This is a genomic window from Zwartia hollandica (assembly GCF_019923725.1).
GTDB classification, from domain to species: domain Bacteria; phylum Pseudomonadota; class Gammaproteobacteria; order Burkholderiales; family Burkholderiaceae_B; genus Zwartia; species Zwartia hollandica.
This window is the reverse complement of the sequence record NZ_JAHXRI010000006.1, coordinates 323,290-344,766: the sequence shown is the minus strand read 5'-3', so window position 1 is coordinate 344,766 and position 21,477 is coordinate 323,290. Positions and strand designations below refer to the sequence as shown.

At 52.3% G+C, this 21,477-nt stretch carries 15 protein-coding genes and 4 tRNA genes; all 19 read right to left on the bottom strand.

Annotation, left to right across the window (positions count from 1 at the left end):
• Window positions 1-216: 216 nt before the first annotated feature.
• Complete coding sequence (gene rpoC, locus KZZ10_RS04930) at window positions 217-4,431, bottom strand: DNA-directed RNA polymerase subunit beta' (protein WP_259660384.1); 4,215 nt, start codon at window positions 4,429-4,431, stop codon at window positions 217-219.
• Window positions 4,431-8,543, bottom strand: a complete 4,113-nt coding sequence (gene rpoB, locus KZZ10_RS04925) for a DNA-directed RNA polymerase subunit beta (RefSeq protein ID WP_259660383.1) — start codon at window positions 8,541-8,543, stop codon at window positions 4,431-4,433. Before rpoB ends, rpoC begins: the two co-directional genes overlap by 1 nt.
• A gap of 179 nt (window positions 8,544-8,722) precedes the next feature.
• The gene (rplL, locus tag KZZ10_RS04920) at window positions 8,723-9,100 is read right to left on the bottom strand and encodes a 50S ribosomal protein L7/L12 (RefSeq protein WP_259660382.1); all 378 of its coding nucleotides are present in this window, start codon (window positions 9,098-9,100) and stop codon (window positions 8,723-8,725) included.
• A gap of 74 nt (window positions 9,101-9,174) precedes the next feature.
• Window positions 9,175-9,699, bottom strand: a complete 525-nt coding sequence (gene rplJ / locus KZZ10_RS04915) for a 50S ribosomal protein L10 (protein WP_259660381.1) — start codon at window positions 9,697-9,699, stop codon at window positions 9,175-9,177.
• A 252-nt stretch (window positions 9,700-9,951) separates the two neighbouring features.
• Window positions 9,952-10,656, bottom strand: a complete 705-nt coding sequence (rplA, locus tag KZZ10_RS04910; RefSeq protein WP_259660380.1) for a 50S ribosomal protein L1 — start codon at window positions 10,654-10,656, stop codon at window positions 9,952-9,954.
• A 2-nt stretch (window positions 10,657-10,658) separates the two neighbouring features.
• Window positions 10,659-11,090, bottom strand: a complete 432-nt coding sequence (gene rplK / locus KZZ10_RS04905; protein ID WP_259660379.1) for a 50S ribosomal protein L11 — start codon at window positions 11,088-11,090, stop codon at window positions 10,659-10,661.
• Between the two features lie 65 nt (window positions 11,091-11,155).
• Window positions 11,156-11,689, bottom strand: coding sequence for a transcription termination/antitermination protein NusG (gene nusG, locus KZZ10_RS04900; protein WP_259660378.1), 534 nt, complete (start codon window positions 11,687-11,689; stop codon window positions 11,156-11,158).
• Window positions 11,690-11,701: 12 nt separating this feature from the next.
• Window positions 11,702-12,085, bottom strand: coding sequence for a preprotein translocase subunit SecE (gene secE / locus KZZ10_RS04895; protein WP_259660377.1), 384 nt, complete (start codon window positions 12,083-12,085; stop codon window positions 11,702-11,704).
• A gap of 49 nt (window positions 12,086-12,134) precedes the next feature.
• Window positions 12,135-12,210, bottom strand: a tRNA-Trp gene (locus KZZ10_RS04890).
• 55 nt (window positions 12,211-12,265) lie between these two features.
• Window positions 12,266-13,456 carry an elongation factor Tu gene (gene tuf / locus KZZ10_RS04885; RefSeq protein WP_259660376.1) on the bottom strand — a complete coding sequence of 397 codons (1,191 nt, stop codon included), beginning with the start codon at window positions 13,454-13,456 and terminating at the stop codon, window positions 12,266-12,268.
• A gap of 71 nt (window positions 13,457-13,527) precedes the next feature.
• Window positions 13,528-13,602: transfer RNA gene (locus KZZ10_RS04880), tRNA-Thr, on the bottom strand.
• A gap of 124 nt (window positions 13,603-13,726) precedes the next feature.
• Window positions 13,727-13,800, bottom strand: a tRNA-Gly gene (locus KZZ10_RS04875).
• A 38-nt stretch (window positions 13,801-13,838) separates the two neighbouring features.
• Window positions 13,839-13,925, bottom strand: a tRNA-Tyr gene (locus KZZ10_RS04870).
• Between the two features lie 142 nt (window positions 13,926-14,067).
• Window positions 14,068-15,654, bottom strand: a complete 1,587-nt coding sequence (locus tag KZZ10_RS04865; protein ID WP_259660375.1) for a rhodanese-like domain-containing protein — start codon at window positions 15,652-15,654, stop codon at window positions 14,068-14,070.
• A 15-nt stretch (window positions 15,655-15,669) separates the two neighbouring features.
• Window positions 15,670-16,575: a ParB/RepB/Spo0J family partition protein gene (locus KZZ10_RS04860; RefSeq protein WP_259660374.1), complete on the bottom strand. Its 906-nt coding sequence runs from the start codon at window positions 16,573-16,575 to the stop codon at window positions 15,670-15,672.
• Between the two features lie 53 nt (window positions 16,576-16,628).
• Window positions 16,629-17,429: a ParA family protein gene (locus KZZ10_RS04855; protein ID WP_259660373.1), complete on the bottom strand. Its 801-nt coding sequence runs from the start codon at window positions 17,427-17,429 to the stop codon at window positions 16,629-16,631.
• Window positions 17,426-18,106, bottom strand: coding sequence for a 16S rRNA (guanine(527)-N(7))-methyltransferase RsmG (gene rsmG, locus KZZ10_RS04850; protein ID WP_259660372.1), 681 nt, complete (start codon window positions 18,104-18,106; stop codon window positions 17,426-17,428). Before rsmG ends, KZZ10_RS04855 begins: the two co-directional genes overlap by 4 nt.
• Window positions 18,106-20,019: a tRNA uridine-5-carboxymethylaminomethyl(34) synthesis enzyme MnmG gene (mnmG, locus tag KZZ10_RS04845; RefSeq protein WP_259660371.1), complete on the bottom strand. Its 1,914-nt coding sequence runs from the start codon at window positions 20,017-20,019 to the stop codon at window positions 18,106-18,108. Before mnmG ends, rsmG begins: the two co-directional genes overlap by 1 nt.
• A gap of 362 nt (window positions 20,020-20,381) precedes the next feature.
• Entirely contained in the window at window positions 20,382-21,437 is a 1,056-nt protein-coding gene (locus tag KZZ10_RS04840) for an AbrB family protein (RefSeq protein ID WP_259660370.1), read from the bottom strand.
• Window positions 21,438-21,477 lie beyond the last annotated feature (40 nt).

Sequence of the window (21,477 nt, the reverse complement as noted above, 5' to 3'; positions counted from 1 at the left end):
GCAGCTCGCGCAAACCCACCATCAAACGGAAATCCGTAAAAGAGCGGGTATTGCTTTTAACTAGGGCGCATCAACAAGCCCAGAGCTGTTGAGTCCCCAAAAAATACGGTAAGCCTTACAGCTTATCGTAAATCTTTACTTACTGTCAACCGACTTAGCTATGGCCTATTTAGCACCACAACTAAGTCTGGTTGAGTCTTTCTTTCGACAGGCCGCCTATTCTTCGGTTGCTTCTGGCGCCTCAGCGGCGGCGGGAGCATCCTCAAATGGGTTGGCCTGCTGACGTGCGGCTTCGCGTTCCGCCGCCTCGAATGCCTCTTTCTCTTTGCGCGCCACGTGGTAGGCCATCCCGGTACCTGCTGGAATAAGTCGACCAACGATGACGTTTTCTTTCAGACCGCGGAGGTCATCGCGCTTGCCCATAATGGCAGCCTCGGTGAGTACGCGGGTAGTTTCCTGGAAGGACGCAGCGGAGATAAAGGAGTCCGTGGACAACGATGCCTTGGTGATGCCCAACAGAATGTTGTCGTACGTTGCTGGACGCTTGTTGTCCGCTTCCATACGGTCATTTTCATTGAGCAACTCGGCACGCTCGACCTGTTCGCCTGTAATAAACGATGTGTCGCCCGCATCAACGATGTTGATTCGACGCAACATCTGGCGAACAATCACCTCGATGTGTTTGTCGTTAATCTTCACGCCTTGCAGACGGTAAACGTCTTGGACTTCGTCAACGACATAGGTAGCGAGGCGCTCAATACCCTGCAAGCGCAGAATATCGTGCGGATCGGCTGGGCCGTCAACAATCATTTCGCCTTTGTTCACAACCTGACCGTCATGGACCAGCACCTGCTTCTCTTTCGGAATCAGGAACTCGTGCGCAATGCCTTCAAGGTCTGTGATCACCAGACGCTGTTTACCCTTTGTGTCTTTACCGAACGAAACGGTACCCGTTACGTCGGCAAGCATGCCAGCGTCTTTGGGTGAACGTGCTTCGAACAGCTCTGCCACGCGTGGCAAACCACCAGTAATATCGCGAGTCTTTTGCGATTCTTGCGGAATACGCGCCAGCACTTCACCGACCTGAGCCTGCTGACCATCACGTACCGTGATGAGTGCGCCGACTGGGAAGGAAATATTGACCGAGTGATCAGTGCCGGCGATCTTAACCTCTTCGCCTTTCTCACCGATAAGCTTGATCTGTGGACGCATCGCAACTTTGCCACCACGCGTCTTAGGCGTAATCACAACGAGCGTCGACAAACCAGTCACTTCATCAACCTGCTTGGCAACCGTACCGCCTTCTTCGATGTTCTCAAAGCGCACGGTACCGGCGTATTCAGACACGATCGGACGTGTGAGCGGATCCCACGTGGCTAAACGCGCGCCAGCTTTCAAGACATCGCCATCACTGACTTGCAGTGTCGCACCGTAAGGCACTTTATGACGTTCGCGCTCGCGATCGTTCTCGCCCATGATGATGATTTCACCCGAGCGCGAAATCGCAATACGCTCTTTCTTGGGGTTCGTCACATAACGCATCGAGCTCGCAAAACGAACCGTACCGTTTGACTTGGTCTCAACACCACTTGCCATCGCCGAACGCGATGCAGCACCACCGATGTGGAACGTACGCATCGTGAGCTGTGTACCTGGCTCACCGATCGACTGAGCGGCAATCACACCAACCGCTTCACCGACGTTAACCAGATAACCACGACCCAGATCGCGGCCATAGCAATGTGCGCACAAACCGTGACGAGTTTCGCAAGTCAGCGGTGTACGAACACGAACTTCGTCCACGCCGAGCTTATCGATGTAGTCGACCAGATCTTCATCCAACAAGGTGCCCGCAGCGATCGCGGTCTCTTGTGTGTCAGGATTGACGATGTCAACAGCGGCTACACGACCGAGAATGCGCTCGCGCAGGGGCTCGATCACTTCACCGCCCTCAACCAACGCCTTCATCGAATAACCATGCGTTGTACCGCAATCATTTTCGGTGATCACCAAGTCCTGTGTCACGTCAACCAAACGACGTGTCAGGTAACCCGAGTTTGCAGTCTTCAGTGCAGTATCAGCCAAACCTTTACGTGCGCCGTGTGTTGAGATGAAGTACTGGAGTACATTCAAACCTTCACGGAAGTTTGCCGTAATTGGCGTCTCGATAATGGAGCCGTCTGGCTTAGCCATCAGACCACGCATACCAGCAAGCTGGCGAATCTGCGCAGCAGAACCACGCGCGCCTGAGTCAGCCATCATGTAGATCGAGTTGAACGACTCTTGACGGACATTGTCACCGTGACGGTCAACGACCGGCTCGGTAGCCAACTGCTCCATCATGGCCTTGCCCACTTTATCGCCAGCCTTACCCCAAATGTCCACCACGTTGTTGTAACGCTCTTGCGAGGTCACCAAGCCCGACGAGTACTGCTTGTCGATCTCTTTCACTTCGCGGCTGGCTTCGGCCAAGATATCGGCCTTGCCTTTTGGAATAAGCATGTCGCCCATGGCGATCGAAATACCACCGCGCGTTGCAAGACGGAAGCCCGACTGCATCAGCTTGTCAGCAAAGATCACCGTGTCACGCAAACCGCAACGACGGAACGACTGGTTAATCAGGCGTGAAATTTCTTTTTTCTTAAGTGCACGATTCAGCACCGAGAAAGGCAAGCCCTTTGGCAGAATCTCGGAGAGCAGTGCGCGACCAACGGTGGTCTCTACGCGCTGCACACCAGCAACCCACTCGCCCTGCGCGTCGCGTGACCATTCTGGCAGGCGCACAGTAATGCGCGTCTGCAGGGTGGTTTCGCGATTGTCGTACGCACGCTGCACTTCAGCGACGTCAGCAAAGAACATGCCTTCGCCTTTGCCGTTGGTGCGCTCACGCGTCGCGTAGTACAAGCCCAGCACGATATCCTGTGAAGGAACAATCGATGGCTCGCCGTTTGCAGGGAACAGAATGTTGTTGGATGCCAGCATCAATGTGCGGGCTTCCATTTGTGCCTCAATCGAGAGTGGCACGTGCACAGCCATCTGGTCACCGTCGAAGTCGGCGTTAAACGCCGCGCAAACGAGTGGGTGCAACTGGATTGCCTTACCTTCAATCAGCACAGGCTCGAATGCCTGAATACCAAGGCGGTGCAGCGTTGGTGCACGGTTAAGCATCACCGGATGTTCACGAATAACGTCTTCGAGAATATCCCAAACCACTGGCTCTTGGCTTTCAACTAATTTCTTGGCCGCCTTAATGGTCGTCGCCAAGCCCATGAGCTCAAGGCGATTGAAAATGAAAGGCTTAAAGAGTTCAAGCGCCATCAGCTTAGGTAAACCACACTGATGCAGCTTGAGCTGTGGACCGACCACAATGACCGAACGGCCTGAGTAGTCGACGCGCTTGCCCAACAAGTTTTGACGGAACCGACCGCTCTTGCCTTTGATCATGTCGGCAAGGGACTTCAACTGACGCTTGTTGGCGCCCGTCATCGCTTTGCCGCGACGGCCGTTATCCAACAGCGAGTCAACAGACTCTTGCAGCATCCGCTTCTCGTTACGCAGAATAATCTCTGGCGCCTTGAGTTCAAGCAGACGCTTCAACCGGTTGTTACGGTTGATGACGCGGCGATACAAATCGTTCAAATCGGAAGTCGCAAAGCGACCACCATCGAGCGGTACCAACGGACGCAAGTCCGGTGGCAACACGGGCAAGACTTCCATCACCATCCATTCGGCTTTGATACCGGACTTCTGGAAGCCTTCCAATACTTTGAGGCGCTTGGAAATCTTTTTGATCTTCGCTTCGGAGGTTGTCGCGCTCAACTCGCCGCGCAGCGTTTCCACTTCGCGATCGATGTCGATTGTGCGCAACAATTCACGAACCGCTTCAGCACCCATCAAGGCGCGGAAGTCATCACCGTACTCTTCAGTTTTGGCGATGAAATCGTCGTCCGACATGATTTGACCACGCTTAAGCGGAGTCATGCCTGGCTCAATCACGCACCATGCTTCAAAGTACAGCACGCGTTCGATATCACGCAAGGTCATGTCGAGCACCATACCCAACCGGGATGGCAAGCTCTTCAAGAACCAGATGTGCGCAACTGGGCTCGCAAGCTCGATGTGGCCCATGCGCTCGCGACGCACTTTGGCGACGGTAACTTCGACACCGCACTTTTCACAAATTACGCCACGATGCTTCAGGCGTTTGTATTTGCCGCACAAGCATTCGTAGTCCTTGATAGGACCAAAAATCTTGGCGCAAAACAAACCGTCGCGCTCAGGCTTGAAGGTACGATAGTTAATCGTTTCTGGTTTGCGTACCTCGCCGTAAGACCACGAGCGGATCTTTTCGGGCGAGGCGATGCCGATCTTGATGGCATCGAACTGTTCGTCTTGCGAAACCTGTTTGAATAGGTCGAGTAGCGCTTTCATTATTTACGCTCCAGATCCATGTCAAGCGCCAAGGAACGAATTTCCTTGACCAACACATTGAACGATTCAGGCATGCCTGCATCGATCGTGTGATCGCCTTTGACAATGTTTTCGTATACCTTGGTGCGGCCGTTGATGTCATCAGACTTAACTGTGAGCATCTCTTGCAGCGTGTACGACGCGCCATATGCTTCGAGCGCCCAGACTTCCATCTCACCGAAACGCTGGCCACCGAACTGAGCTTTACCGCCCAGAGGTTGCTGCGTGACGAGCGAGTAAGGACCAGTTGAACGCGCGTGCATCTTGTCGTCGACCAAGTGGTGCAGCTTCAGGTAATGCATGTAGCCCATGGTGACTGGACGCTCAAACTGCTCGCCAGTACGTCCATCGTAGAGCCAGGCTTGTGTGCGCGACTCGGTCAGACCCATTTGCTGGGCAACTTCGTCAGGGTAGGCAAGCTCAAGCATCTTCGTGATTTCGGCTTCGGTTGCACCGTCGAACACTGGCGTTGCAAAGGGCACACCGTTCTTGAGGTTCTGAGCAAGCTCGATCACCTCATCGTCGTTGAGCTCATCAATGCGTGCGCCGGTGCCGCTGCCGTTGTACATCTTATCGAGATATGTGCGGATCTTCTTGACTTCGACCTTTTGCTGGTCGCGCAACATATCGCCAATACGATGTCCCAGACCTTTTGCAGCCCAACCCAGGTGGACTTCAAGCACCTGTCCCACGTTCATGCGTGAAGGAACGCCCAAGGGGTTCAGCACGATATCAGCAGGTGTGCCGTCTGCCATGTGTGGCATATCTTCCACTGGCGTAATACGTGACACAACACCTTTGTTACCGTGACGACCTGCCATCTTGTCGCCTGGTTGCAGACGACGTTTAACGGCGAGGTACACCTTAATCATCTTCAAGACGCCCGGTGGCAATTCGTCACCTTGCGTGAGCTTCTTACGCTTTTCTTCAAAGGCGAGATCAAACTGGTGGCGTTTCTGCTCGAGCGACTCTTTGGCCTGCTCAAGTACAACCGCATTGGCTTCATCAGCCAAACGGATGTCAAACCACTGCCAGCGATCGAGATCAACCAGATACTCTTTGGTGATCGCAGTTCCCTTTGCAAGCTTGCGAGGGCCGCCGTTGACGATTTTCTTGATGAGCAACTTCTCGATACGATCGAAGGTATCGTTTTCAACGATACGCAGCTGATCATTCAAGTCTTGGCGATAACGACGCAACTCATCATCAATGATGGATTGCGCACGCTTGTCGCGCACGATGCCTTCACGTGTAAAGACCTGAACGTCGATCACTGTGCCAATCATGCCGGACGGCACGCGCAGCGAAGTGTCTTTTACGTCAGATGCTTTTTCACCGAAAATTGCACGCAGCAGTTTCTCTTCAGGCGTCAGCTGTGTCTCACCTTTCGGTGTGACTTTACCGACGAGCACGTCATCGGCACGAACTTCGGCGCCAATGTGCACAATACCCGACTCATCCAAACGGTTGAGTTGTGTTTCAGCAAGGTTGCTGATGTCGCGTGTGATTTCTTCTGGTCCAAGCTTTGTGTCGCGCGCAACGACCGTCAATTCTTCGATGTGAATCGAAGTGTAACGATCATCGGCAACAACTTTTTCGGAGATCAAAATCGAGTCTTCGAAGTTGTAGCCGTTCCAGGGCATAAACGCGATCAACATATTCTGGCCAAGCGCGAGCTCGCCCAAATCTGTCGATGCACCGTCAGCCAACACGTCCCCAGCAGCGACGATGTCGCCACGACCAACGATTGGTCGCTGGTTAATGTTGGTGTTCTGGTTTGAACGCGTGTACTTAATCAGGTTGTAAATATCAACGCCGACTTCGCCTGCAACGTTTTCTTCGTCGTTCACGCGAATCACGATGCGGTCTGCATCAACGTGATCCACGACTCCGCCGCGCAAAGCTTGCACTGTTGTGCCCGAGTCGATTGCAACGGTGCGCTCAACGCCCGTACCAACCAATGACTTCTCAGGACGCAAACAAGGCACTGCCTGGCGTTGCATGTTGGCACCCATCAACGCGCGGTTCGCGTCGTCGTGCTCAAGGAAAGGGATCAGCGATGCTGCAACCGATACGATCTGCGAAGGTGCAACGTCCATGTAATGCACGTTTGCTGGCGCAGTCAACAGCGTTTCGCCAGCCTGACGGCATGCGACGAGTTCGTCTGTGAATTTGCCACTTTCGCTGAGCTCGGCGTTAGCCTGCGCAATCACGTAATTGCTTTCTTCGATCGCGGACAGGTATTCGATCTGATCTGTCACGCTACCGTTTTCGACTTTGCGATAAGGCGTCTCGAGGAAGCCGTATTCGTTCAGACGTGCGTAAAGCGCCATCGAGTTGATCAGGCCGATGTTCGGGCCTTCTGGTGTCTCGATTGGACAAACGCGACCATAGTGGGTTGGGTGCACGTCGCGCACTTCAAAGCCCGCACGTTCGCGCGTCAAACCGCCTGGTCCCAATGCAGAAACTCGACGCTTGTGCGTGATCTCTGACAAGGGGTTGGTCTGGTCCATAAACTGTGACAGCTGGCTCGAACCGAAGAACTCTTTGATAGCAGCCGAAATTGGCTTGGAGTTAATCAGGTCGTGCGGCATGAGGTTTTCAGTCTCGGCCTGGCCAAGACGTTCTTTCACTGCCCGCTCAACACGCACCAAACCAGCACGGAATTGGTTCTCAGCAAGTTCACCTACGCAACGTACACGACGGTTACCGAGGTGATCGATGTCGTCAATCTGACCGCGACCGTTACGCAACTCAACCAAGACTTTGATGGTCTCTAGGATGTCGTCATTGGTCAATGTCATTGGGCCGGTGATGTCATCACCACGACCCAAACGGCTATTGACCTTCATACGACCCACGCGTGACAAGTCGTAGGTTTCTTCTGCGTAGAACAGGCGCTGGAAGAGTGCTTCGACTGCGTCTTCGGTTGGTGGCTCGCCAGGACGCATCATGCGGTAGATTGCAACGCGCGCGGACATCTGGTCGGCGGTTTCATCGGTACGCAAGGTTTGCGAAATGTACGGACCACGGTCGAGATCGTTGGTGTAGAGCGTTTGAATATTTTTAACACCAGCTGTGCGCAGGGCAGCTAACGTGCTTTCAGCGATTTCGTCGTTTGCAGCAGCAATCAGTTCGCCAGTTTCAGCGTCAACGATGTTTGTTGCTATGACGCGGCCAATGAGGAAGTCCTCAGGGACCGAAATACGCTGAATTTTCGCAGCAGCGATATCACGCAGATGCTTTGCGTTCACGCGCTTGTCTTTTTCAACAAGCACTTTGCCGCTGCGGTCTGTGATGTCAAAGCGTGCAACTTCACCTTTCCAGCGATCGCCCACGAATTCCATCATGCCGCCCTCAGGCTGCAGTTCGAATTGATCGAACTCGAAGAATTGCGACAGGATCGCTTCAGGCGTGAGGCCAATTGCCTTGAGCAGAATCGTGACGGGCATCTTACGACGACGGTCGACGCGGAAGAACAAAACGTCCTTGGGGTCGAATTCGAAGTCGAGCCATGAGCCACGGTAAGGAATCACACGTGCCGAGAACAACAACTTGCCCGAGCTGTGCGTCTTGCCGCGATCGTGTTCAAAGAACACGCCTGGCGAGCGATGCAGCTGCGACACGATGACGCGCTCTGTGCCGTTGATCACGAACGAGCCGGTGCTGGTCATGAGCGGAATTTCACCCATGTAGACTTCTTGCTCTTTCACTTCTTTAACGGTGGGCTTGCTGACCTCGCGGTCAAGCAACACCAAACGCACTTTCGCACGCAAAGGAGAGGCATAAGTCAAACCGCGCAGCTGACATTCTTTGACGTCAAACACTGGCTCGCCAAGGCTATAGCTGACGAACTCGAGTCTGGCCATGTGATTGTGGCTGGAGATCGGAAAAATAGAACTAAAAGCTGCCTGCAGCCCTTGCTCTTTACGAGCAGAGGCTGACGCATCAGCCTGCAAGAAGGTTAGATAAGATTGAAGCTGTGTCGCAAGCAGAAAGGGAACGTCTTGCACGTCCTCACGCTTCGCGAAGCTTTTGCGGATGCGCTTTTTTTCGGTAAACGAGTAAGGCATGAGCACTCCGACTCGAGGTTACATAGGCCGTCAACCACGGCCACAGGGTATGACTTCAGGAACTTCAGGTACTACAAAACGACTTCAGAAAACACGACTAGCGTTAACGTAAGAAGGGTTTTCTGAAGACGCAAACGCCCGGGAGCGCGAATCGCAGTCCCGGGCGAATGCTGACAGGCTTACTTCAATTCAGCCTTAGCGCCAGCTTCTTCAAGCTTCTTCTTGGCAGCTTCAGCATCAGCTTTAGCAACGCCTTCTTTAACAGCCTTTGGTGCACCGTCAACCAGATCTTTAGCTTCTTTCAAGCCAAGACCAGTGATCTCGCGAACAGCCTTAATGACGCTAACTTTGTTTGCGCCGGCTTCGGTCAAGATGACGTTGAATTCGGTTTGCTCTTCAGCAGCAGCAGCGCCGCCGCCTGCAGCAGGTGCTGCAACAGCAACAGCAGCGGCAGCAGCCGACACGCCGAATTTCTCTTCCATTTCTTTGATCAGCTCGGACAGCTCAAGCACAGTCATGCCAGAGATTGCGTCGAGGATTTCAGCTTTAGTAGCCATTTGTAGAACTCCAGATTAAATAATTTGCCAGGGGTTGGTATCGCGTGTCTTTCAATGAGGTTTCTACAACCCGCTTACGCGGATTGCTTCTGGTCGCGCACGGCTGCGAGGCCGCGTACGAACTTGGTCGGAACTTCGTTGAGGGTACGAACAAATTGCGCGATCGGTGCCTGCATCGTGCCCAACAATTTGGAAAGCAACTCTTCGCGTGAAGGCATGGTGGCCAAAGCCTTCACACCATTGACATCAAGGATGCTGTTGGGCAATGCCCCAGCTTTGATGACTAGCTTATCGTTGTCTTTCGCAAATGCTGCGAGCACTTTTGCGGCGTTGACTGGGTCGGCGCTAATGCCATAGATCAGCGGACCAGCGAGCTTTGAAGACAATGCCTCGAAAGGCGTGCCTGCAACTGCTCGGCGTGCCAACGAGTTTTTGAGGACTCGAAGATACACGCCCGACTCACGCGCTTTTTTGCGCAGTACGGTGACAGAGGCGACGTCCAGACCACGGTACTCTGCGACCACAATCGATTGGGCTTTCGCGACTTGCGTCGTGACTTCCTCGATTACGATCGCCTTCTCTTGACGATTGAGACTCACGGTTTGAACACTCCATCAAAAGATGCGCTGGGAAAAATTCCCGTTGCATCAACCGAATGCGGCGAACCTGGTCGAGTTCTTAAAAAGAAATCTTCCGTGGACGCCGTCTGCGCTGGATCCAGAAACATCCTGGGATTAAGCTTCGCTCTGTGCAAAAGAGGATTCTCTTGCGACGAGCTGGGCTCCAGCGGTCTTTGACAGCAACACCCGGACAAGTCCGGGTGCAGCCCAAAGTCTTTTACTTGCTAACGATTACTGTTGAGTCGCCGTCAGCGATGCTACTTCCACGCGCGCACCGCCACCCATTGTGGATGAGACGGCGAGCTTGCGGAGATAAATACCTTTCGATGCCGAAGGGCGTGCTTTATTCAACGCATCGACCAACGCTGCCAGATTTTTCTGGAGCTGATCAACGGCAAACGAAGCGCGACCTATCGTGGCATGCACGATTCCTGCCTTGTCCGTACGGTACTGAACCTGACCGGCTTTCGCATTTTTTACTGCTTGTGCAACGTCGGGAGTTACCGTACCCACCTTGGGGTTAGGCATCAAACCGCGTGGGCCAAGGATCTGACCCAGGGTTCCGACAATACGCATTGTGTCAGGCGAGGCAATGACGACGTCAAAGTTAAATACGCCGCCCTTAATCTGCTCAGCAAGGTCTTCCATGCCAACGATATCTGCACCCGCGGCCTTGGCTTGCTCGGCTTTGTCGCCTTGAGCGAACACAGCGACGCGGACCGTTTTGCCGGTTCCGGCTGGCAACACAACAGAGCCGCGAACCAGTTGGTCAGATTTCTTTGGGTCAATCCCGAGCTGCACAGCGATGTCGATTGACTCATCGAATTTTGCTGTTGCGCACTCTTTAACAAGAGTGATTGCTTCTGTGACCGGGTAGAGTTTGGCGCGATCAATTTTTTGAGCGACCGCTGCCATGCGCTTAGATGCTTTTGCCATGATTAGAGACCCTCCACCGTGATGCCCATGCTGCGCGCACTGCCAGCAATGGTGCGTACCGCTGCATCCAAGTCAGCTGCCGTCAGGTCAGGCGCTTTGGCTTTCGCGATTTCTTCGGCCTGAGCACGCGTCAACTTACCGACTTTGTCGGTATGTGGGCGAGGTGAGCCTTTTTGAATGCCTGCTGCTTTCTTAATCAAGATGGACGCTGGTGGCGTCTTCATGATGAAAGTGAAGCTCTTGTCCGCAAACGCGGTGATCACCACTGGAATGGGCAGACCAGGCTCGAGGCCCTGTGTCTTAGCGTTAAACGCTTTACAAAATTCCATGATGTTCAAGCCACGCTGACCGAGCGCTGGCCCGATCGGTGGTGATGGGTTGGCCTTACCAGCTGGCACTTGCAGCTTGATGAAGCCGACGATTTTCTTCGCCATGCTTTGCTCCTTACGGGTTCAAACGCTCATGCTTTTCAGCGTCGAGCTCCCCGGGGTTAATAAAATTAGGTCTTTTCAACCTGACTAAAGTCGAGCTCAACAGGTGTGGAGCGGCCAAAAATTGCAACCGATACCCGCACCTTGCTTTTCTCGTAATTGACTTCTTCGACGTTGCCGTTGAAGTCTGCAAACGGACCTTCTTTGACGCGCACCATCTCGCCCACTTCGAACAAGACTTTTGGACGAGGTCTTTCAACGCCCTCTTCCATTTGCGACAAAATTTTCGCGACTTCTTTTTCAGAAATCGGCGTGGGACGGTTACCCGAACCACCTAGGAATCCTGTTACACGCGGCGTATTTTTAATCACATGCCACGTTTCATCTGTCAGCTCCATCTCAACCAGAACATAGCCTGGGAAAATCCGCCGCTCAGAAATTGACTTCTGACCACCTTTGGACTCGACCACTTCCTCGGAAGGAACTAGCACTTGACCAAAAGAGGCTTGCAATCCAGCCCGCTCGATTCGCTCAAGCATCGCCTTATGAACACTTTTTTCCATGCCGGAATAGACATGAACGACATACCAACGTTTACTCATGGATCGTCCTTGTTATTTCCAGCCTAGCAATACACCGAACAACAACCACTCAATGATTTTGTCTAGGGCCCAAAGAAACAAACCCATCACTGCAACAAACGCAAACACAATTCCTGTCATTTGCATCGTTTCTTTGCGAGAAGGCCAAACAACACGGCGCACCTCGTTATAAGACTCGTGTGCAAATGCAATCGTGCGTCGACCTGGCTCACTGAACCAGGCAATCACTGCGGCAAGCACTAAGCTGCCAATGAAAATAGCAATACGGCCAACTAGCGGTACTTTGGAGTCGAGGACAGAAAAGCCAACGATACCCGCAATAATGACGACCACAGCTAGACCCAACTTGAGTCGGTCTGCAGTACTTGTTACGTTTTCAATCGTTGTATTTGACATTTTCAGCACGTTCGCACGGTTAATGTGCGCTTCGTAATTTTTTTGGCGGTGGCAGGGGCAGAGGGCCTCGAACCCCCAACCTTCGGTTTTGGAGACCGACGCTCTGCCAATTGAGCTATGCCCCTAGACCTGCACTGCTAAAAAAGCGGACACCTTTCGGTGGCCGCCGTCTACTCTTAATTACTTCAGGATTTTAGCAACGACGCCGGCGCCGACGGTACGGCCACCTTCGCGGATTGCAAAACGCAGACCTTCTTCCATGGCGATCGGTGCCAACAACTTCACTGTCATGGCCACGTTGTCGCCTGGCAGAACCATTTCTTTATCTGCTGGCAAATCGATCGTGCCCGTCACGTCCGTCGTACGGAAGTAGAACTGTGGACGATAGCCGTTAAAGAATGGCGTATGACGGCCACCCTCTTCTTTGGACAGAATGTACACCTCGGCGGTAAAGTCGGTGTGTGGCTTGATCGATGCGGGCTTAGCCAACACCTGACCGCGCTCGACTTCCTCGCGCTTGGTACCACGCAGCAGAATACCGACGTTGTCGCCCGCCTGACCCTGGTCAAGCAACTTGCGGAACATCTCAACGCCCGTGCAAGTGGTCTTCAGTGTGTCGTGGATGCCGACGATTTCGATTTCTTCGCCGACTTTCACAATTCCGCGCTCGATACGGCCAGTCACCACAGTGCCGCGACCCGAGATCGAGAAGACGTCTTCGACTGGCATCAGGAACGTGCCGTCAATGGCGCGCTCGGGTGTTGGGATGTAGTTGTCCAGTGCGTCGGCCAAGGCGATGATCGCCTGCTCACCGAGCTCGCCCGTGTCGCCTTCAAGAGCGAGCTTAGCCGAGCCCTTGATGATTGGCGTGTCGTCGCCTGGGAAGTCGTACTTCGAGAGAAGCTCGCGCACTTCCATCTCGACGAGCTCAAGCAGCTCGGCGTCATCCACCATGTCCGCCTTGTTCAGGAACACGATGATGTAAGGCACGCCCACCTGGCGGCTCAACAAAATGTGCTCACGTGTCTGGGGCATTGGGCCGTCAGCGGCCGACACCACCAGAATCGCGCCGTCCATCTGCGCTGCACCAGTAATCATGTTCTTGACGTAGTCGGCGTGGCCGGGGCAGTCAACGTGTGCGTAGTGACGGTTCGCTGTCTCGTACTCAACGTGTGCGGTGTTAATCGTAATGCCGCGTGCACGCTCTTCAGGTGCTGCATCAATTTGCGCGTACGCTTTGGCTTCACCGCCGAACTTCTTGGACAGCACCGTTGTGATCGCTGCGGTCAGCGTCGTTTTGCCGTGGTCAACGTGGCCAATTGTGCCGACGTTTACGTGTGGTTTGGTGCGTTCGAATTTACCTTTTGCCATGGCTGACTCCTGACCGGAATTGAAGCGAATGAAAAATAAATAACCTGTATTTAGTACAAACTGCTTTCTACTGGTGCCCATGACGCGGATCGAACGCGTGACCTCTCCCTTACCAAGGGAGTGCTCTACCACTGAGCCACATGGGCGCGCTCGCCGGGCTGGGCCCCACGAACCTAAAATCTATATGAACCGCTTACTGCATGTTTACTTTGCACTGCAAATCTCGTTACTGCGACTTCTTTTTTACTAGGCACAACCTGCACGAGCCACTGGAGCGGGTGAAGGGAATCGAACCCTCGTCGTAAGCTTGGAAGGCTTCTGCTCTACCATTGAGCTACACCCGCCCGTCTCGAGCTTGCGTACGTCTAAGCGTTCGCCTCTTTGGTGGAGAAGGTTGGATTCGAACCAACGTAGGCGCAAGGCCAACAGATTTACAGTCTGCCCCCTTTAACCACTCGGGCACCTCTCCACAAGAGAACCGACGATTATGATGGAACTTTTCCGAATTGTCAAGAAAGTCGGGAGGTTGTAGCAACTATCGAAGGCACTTAGTGATCCGAATTCACCAAAACCCGGACGCGTAAAGTAATTTTGAGTTATGGCGATTTTTCTTAGTGCGGCAACCTAAAGCCACTTCGCTCCTGCTCATCAATTTGCGCCAACAAGTTCATTTCCCAAGCCAAATATTGCCGCGCAGCCGCTTTGTTGCCGTCATGGCGATCATGCACAAAGAACAGATAATCGATACTTTGACTATCTGTGGGCTCATTTGCAGTAGCAATCCAGTCTAAGCCTGCCGATACGCATTGCTCTTTGGTCGCTAAACAAACTTGTACCTTGCTAACCCCAAGCTCAGTTAGGTCCAGCGCAGCAAGGTCTGCAACCACTGCGTCATCGACGAACAGAATCACTGACTTGCCTTTCAATTCTGCGATCGTTGCCAGCGTAGGTCTGGTTGCCCACTGCGCACCACGCACATGGCCTTCGCGATACTTGGTGCTAACGCGCAAATCTAACAAGAGCGCACCTTTGTCGAGCGACGCTTTAAGTTCCGCAGGGAGAAGTTTTTCCAGTTCGGGCGTCTTGGACTGATTCGCTTTCGTAACAGGACTCCATTTGTGCTGTAAGGCGTCTTCGCAAACGGCGACATCCCAACCCAACATAGCCAACCAAGAGGCCATCGCTGGTGCTCGGGCACCATCATTATCAAACAATACTAAACGGGCGCCGCGCACACCAACATATTGGTCTGTGGCTTGGACCAGCTGTCCACCTGGCGTGTGTTGCGCACCAGGAATAGTTCCTTGTGCAAACTCTTCAGGCGTGCGTACGTCACATAAGAAGGTCGTACGATTTTTTTCTGCGAGCCACTGTTGAACTTGAGTGCCGGCCACAAATGGCACATGATGTTTTTGTGCAAGAGCACGCGCTCTTGCTTGACGTTGCTTTGCAGCTGCAGGGTCGACAGCCAGGGCGTGTCTTTTTGCTGCGCCATGATCAAGCGCAAAATCTGCGAGATACCAACCCTGTGTTCCATTTTCAAGAGCAAGTACTTTATTTTTTACTCCGAGGTTAATGAGCGTCTGGGCGCCGATAATGCTGCGCGTACGGCCAGCACAGTTAATCACGATCGTGGTTTCAGGACTGGTCGCGATATCGTCTATGCGTAAAGGTAACTCACCGTTCGGACAACAGATCGCCGTAGGAATACTCATCTTGCGGTATTCGGTATAGGGTCGTCCATCAAGAATGACCATGTCTTCTTTATTTTTAATCTTCTCATTCAACTCTTGCGCCGTGATCCGAGGCGTATCAAAGGCATGTTCTGCCAACTCACCAAACGCTTTGCTCGGTAAGTTGACGCCCGCAAACACCTCAAGTCCAGCTTCCTTCCAGGCGGCCATGCCGCCATCCAAATAGTGCAGGTTGGTATACCCATGGTCTGCTAAACGCTTGCAAGCTTTTCGCGAGAGTTCGCCGACATCATCACCGACTAAAACCATACGCACATCTTTACGTCCGACCAGGCGATCAACCTCTGCTTCAAGCTTGCTGTACGGTGTTGAAACCACATAGAACAAATGTTCCTCGCCATATTGGCCGTGCTCACGAACATCAAGCAAGGCAATTTCCTGACCGTCATGTACCCAGTCTTTCAACGTCTTCGGTGATACCGCCACGGCTTGTTGAGTTGTCATATTATTTGTCTCCGATTAGCTTTCAAGATCTTCTTTGAGATGCATTTTTTCGATGATGGAAGAACAGTGGTCCCAACCATGAAAATCAATAATTAATTGACCACGCTCCTTACCCGTGACTTTTAAGCTCACTTTGGTCCCAAGCTGATCAGACAGCGCTTCTTCCAGTCTTGCGACATCACGCGATACGGGTTTAGCACGCGATGTTTTTGTTGAGACCCCTTTATCCGTGCGCGCTACGAGTTGCTCTGCATCGCGAACAGATAAACGCTTTGCAATAATTTGATTCGCTAGTTGGATTTGTGTAGCGGCATCAACCGCCAACAGCGCGCGAGCATGGCCCATATCAATATCGCCTGCTAGCAGCATTGTTTGAACCGCTGCCGCTAAGTTCAACAGGCGTAACAAATTGCTTGTGGCGGAACGTGAGCGTCCAATTGCTTGAGAGGCTTGTTCGTGGGTTAGGCCAAACTCATCAAGCAAGCGCTTTACGCCTTGCGCTTCCTCAAGGGGATTCAGGTCCTCGCGTTGAATGTTCTCAATCAGCGCCATGGCTGCGGCGTGTTCGTCCGCCACATCTTTGACCAGCACTGGGACTTCTGTCAGTCCAGCGAGTTGCGCGGCACGAAAACGACGTTCGCCCGCGATAATTTCATAACGACCTTTACCCGCATCGATTGGTCTAACCAAGATTGGTTGCATGATCCCCTGCACTCGAATCGAGTCTGCAAGTTCAGCCAACGCTCCCTCGTCCATGCGAGTCCGCGGTTGATATTTTCCGGCCTGTAGTTTGCTCACGGGCAAACTGCTGGGTTGTGCCTGCGCGGAGTCGCTTTGCCCTAACTGCCCGATGCCGGGCGCGTCCGCACCGAGCAAGGCTTCTAATCCTCGTCCCAGCCCCTTTGGTTTCTTCGTTACCATTTTGATATCCCCGTCATTCAGAGCGAGCTTGCGCCGTCTAGTGGTTTATTAAGTTACGCGCTTTGATTCGCGCGGACACGTTCGATCACTTCTGCGCCAAACGCGATGTAGGCCTGTGCACCACGTGAGCTTGGGTCGTACACAACGCCAGGCATACCATGGCTGGGCGCCTCGGCTAAGCGTACGTTTCTTGGCACAACTGTTTTAAACACTTTGTCACCGAAGTGGGACTCGAGCTGAGCAGACACCTGTTGCTGTAAGGTGACACGCGGGTCGTACATCACACGGAGCAGTCCGATAAGGCTCAGTTCAGGATTGATATTTCGATGAACGCGTTTGATGGTGTTGACCAAATCGGATAGGCCTTCGAGCGCGAAGTATTCGCATTGCATTGGAATGATGACACCGTGCGCTGCAGCTAAACCATTGAGCGTCAACAGCGATAGGGTTGGGGGGCAGTCAATTAGAATAAAGTCGTAGTCTGTGGCGATGCTAGTGATCGCCTGTTTTAATTGCAGTTCGCGTTCATCCATCCCAACGAGGTCGATTTCTGCTCCAGATAGTTCTCTATTCGCTGGCAAGACGTCGTAACCACCATTTGTCGAGTGAACACGGGCTTGCGTAATTGTTGCCTCACCAATCAGTACATCATATAAGTTATGAGCGAGCGCACTCTTGTCGATGCCGCTTCCCATGGTGGCATTGCCCTGGGGATCTAGGTCGATCAGCAAGACGCGTTGTTTTAATTTAGCGAGTCCGGCCGATAAGTTAATCGCCGTTGTGGTTTTGCCCACACCGCCTTTCTGGTTGGCGATACAGAATACTCGCGCGGTTGCTGAGGTGTTATTGGTCATTTGGTTTCCGTCCGATGCATCCAAACCAAGCAACGCTGGGCTTGTAACTCTGGAACATGTAAAGGTTCGATGTTTGCGACCGTCCACGCTGTATTTAAAACAAGCTCGGAAAACTCCTGTTCAGTCGGACGGGCTTTCATTGCGACGAGTTCTCCGTTTAGAGAGACGCACGCACCAGAATTTAAGGCGAAGTCTGAAAGCGATGCAAACGCACGCGAGATCACCACATCATATTGCCTAGTCAGTGTTTCGATGCGTGCGTGTGTCGCGCTAAGATTCGATACACCCAACACTCCGCACATTTGACGCACGAACGCCATCTTCTTTTCGACGGCATCCACACATGTTATTTTTGCGGCCGGCAGCATGATGGCCAACACGACGCCGGGAAGTCCTGCGCCCGAACCCACATCAAGGATAGTAGGCTCTTGAAGGCCGGACCGATCTGTTGCGCGCTTAAGCGGAGCGACAACGGCCAAGCAATCGAGAATATGCTGAGTGAGCATTTGCTCGGGGTCGCGTATCGCGGTAAGGTTGTAGCTGCGGTTCCACCGTTGTAACTGTTCTATATAGTCGAGCAATTGATTTAATTGCTGAGACGTTACGGCCAGACCCAACGCATCGCAGGCCTGGTTGAGGCGTTGCGCGTAGGTTCGGTTGGGTAGGTCTGTCTGCATTACTTTCTGGCGGCAACCGCGCCGTAATGATGGCGCTTTAAGTGAATCAGCAGCAAAGATATGGCGGCAGGCGTGACGCCTGAAATGCGCGATGCTTGACCGACGGTTTGCGGACGGTGCGCTTTGAGCTTTTGTCGGACTTCAAAAGAAAGACTTGTTATTCCTTCGAAATCGAACACGTCGGGAATTTCCTGGTCCTCATAGGTCTGCTGGCGGTCAATTTCTTCTTGTTGACGCGCAATATATCCTTCGTATTTGATTTGAATCTCTACTTGCTCAGCAACCTCTCCTGGAGGAACACCCTTGGGCAAATCCACACCATCATGATAGTCCATTGCCATCAGAGAATGATAAGAAACGTTTGGCCTCTTGATTAAATCAGATAGTAAGTACTCGCGCTCAATTTCTTTGCCTAAGACAGCTCGTGCGCTGTCTGAGGGCATCATGCGAGGATTAACCCACGTTGAACGCAAGCGCTGAACCTCTTTTTCGACAGCCTCGCGCTTTCGACTAAAAGCGTCCCAACGATGGTCGTTTACCAAACCAAATTGTCTGCCTAGTTCGGTGAGGCGCCAGTCTGCATTATCTTCGCGCAAACTTAGGCGGTATTCAGCACGAGAAGTAAACATACGGTAGGGCTCAGTAACACCTTTTGTTACGAGGTCATCCATTAAAACACCCATATAGGCCTGATCACGACGCAAGATGAAAGGCGTTTCTTCACGGGCGAAGCGGGCAGCGTTAATGCCGGCAAGCAAACCCTGAGCGGCAGCTTCTTCATAGCCCGTTGTGCCATTAATTTGCCCGGCAAAAAACAGGCCCGCTATAAGCTTTGTCTCTAGATTTTGCTTTAACTCTCGCGGATCAAAATAATCATATTCAATTGCGTAACCTGGGCGAATAATGTGCGCCTGCTCTAAGCCCCGCAAAGAGCGAATCAATTCAAGCTGTACATCAAACGGCAAACTAGTGGAAACACCATTTGGATAGATTTCGTGAGTGTCGAGCCCTTCAGGCTCGAGAAATACTTGGTGCGCATTTTTATCCGCAAATCGATGAACCTTATCCTCGATTGACGGGCAGTACCGCGGGCCGATTCCCTCAATAACGCCGCTATACATTGGCGATCTATCTAGACCGCCCCGAATAATTTCATGTGTCCGCTCATTGGTATGGGTCATCCAACAAGGGACCTGTTTTGGGTGCATCGCTGCATCGCCTAGATAGGAAAACACCGGCACGGGATCTACATCACCTGGTTGTTCCTCCAATATTCCCAAATTAATACTGCGGCCATCAATTCTTGGTGGGGTCCCCGTCTTTAGCCGCCCTTGCGGCAGACGCATTTCCTTGAGTCGGCGACCTAACGTTGAGGCAGAAGGATCCCCAGCTCGACCTGCCGAGTAGTTATCTAGCCCAACATGAACGAGCCCATTGAGAAATGTCCCAGCCGTCAACACGACGCTGCGCGACTTAAAGGACAAACCCGTTTGCGTGACGGCACCGCAAACACGATCACCCTCTAACAATAGATCATCGACCGCCTGCTGAAACAACCACAAATTCTCTTGATTCTCTAGTCTGCCACGAATAGCTTTTCTATAAAGAACTCGATCTGCCTGCGCGCGAGTCGCTCGAACCGCTGGCCCCTTAGAACTATTCAGTATTCGAAACTGTATTCCAGCCTCGTCCGTAGCAATAGCCATTGCACCGCCGAGCGCATCAACCTCTTTAACCAAATGTCCTTTGCCAATACCACCAATTGATGGGTTGCAGGACATCTGACCTAGGGTCTCTATGTTGTGCGTCAGCAAAAGGGTTTTCGCACCACTACGGGCGGCAGCTAGCGCGGCTTCAGTTCCAGCATGGCCACCACCAACAACGATGACATCGAAAACTGTTGGGTAATTCATTTGTTTTAGGATTGTCTAGGCTTACGTGGGGAACGGATTATAGACTGAGCTATAAATTACGGTGATGTTTCACGTGAAACATAATAATTAATAACTGGTGGCTGTGCATAACTTTGTGGGTATCTTTGTTAGCTCTCGCTGGCAGAAAGTCAAACACGGGTGACACCTCTACAAACAGGGAGGCTCTTGCGATGAAGAAGAAATTCTTGCTTGTGGACAACCGGCTGTGTTTAATCCATTTTGTTTTATTGTTTCACGTGAAACAATAAAACTCTGGGCCCCTCAATCACTTTGCCGTGGATATCTCTGTGGATAAGCCTGTTAATGTCTTGTTAGTAACTTACTAATAACTCTGGATAACTCTATTTTTTAGGCGCGCCGAAATTTTGACAATGCCTAGAAATGACATATAAATATAGAGGGCCTGTGACCAAAACGACTCCAGCCATTCTAAACACCTGAAAAGCTGTTACTAGAGGAACCCCAAGCTGCAGAACTTTTGCGGTGATGGCCATTTCCGAAATGCCGCCAGGAGCTACTCCCAGCATCAAGGCAGCGGTAGGCATCCCAGAAACTAGGTGTAAAAGATTGGCCAACCCGAGGGAGAGTAAAAGTGCAGTCGCGGTATACGCAAACACAACCGCCAAAAAGCGCGGCGCTGTCTTAAAAAAGCCTGGCCGGAATCTATCCCCAAGTCCCCACCCAACACTCAACTGTGCAGCCTTAGATAACCAGTCTGGTATCGCAGAAAACTCCACGCCACTAATCGTTAAACCAATCGTTAAAAACATGGGTCCTAACACCCACGCGTTTGGCATCTTCATTCGCGTAGCGACAAACACCCCTATTGCAGTCAAACCAAACAGCTGAAGTAACCCGAAATACGATATGTACTTCGGGCCCGAAACAAACGAGTCTGTCCCCGTAACACCAAACCATTGCAAGGCAAAGGGTACGATCACAACGACTGTAATTAGTCTTAAGCTGTGAGCACTTGCTACCAAATCTGGTCTTACACCATAACGTTCTGCTAAATTTGTCATCTCAGCCGCGCCACCAATGGCTGAAGAAAACCAGGCGGTTTTGATATCCACACTAGCGAAACGGCGTAATAAGAAGGTTCCGTAAAACGCTAAACCGATTGCGAACAAAAAACCGGCGATTACCGCCGCTAGATGCCCCGTTAAAACACCAACAACATGAGTGGTGAAATACAAACCTAGTGATACGCCTATCACCCATTGTCCAACACTTCGAAAAAGCGGCACGCTCGCTATCGGTCCACCAGCAAGCCTAATCGCAGCAATGAAGAATAAGGGGCCGAGAGTCCAGGGTATTGGTATGTGCGCGGCCTGTGCCACGTAAGCCCCTATAAGAGAGATCACGAGTCCCAAGGCAACTTTCAAGCTTGTATTCACTACGGCGCGACCATTTAAAAGTGCGTATTATCTTGAGCTA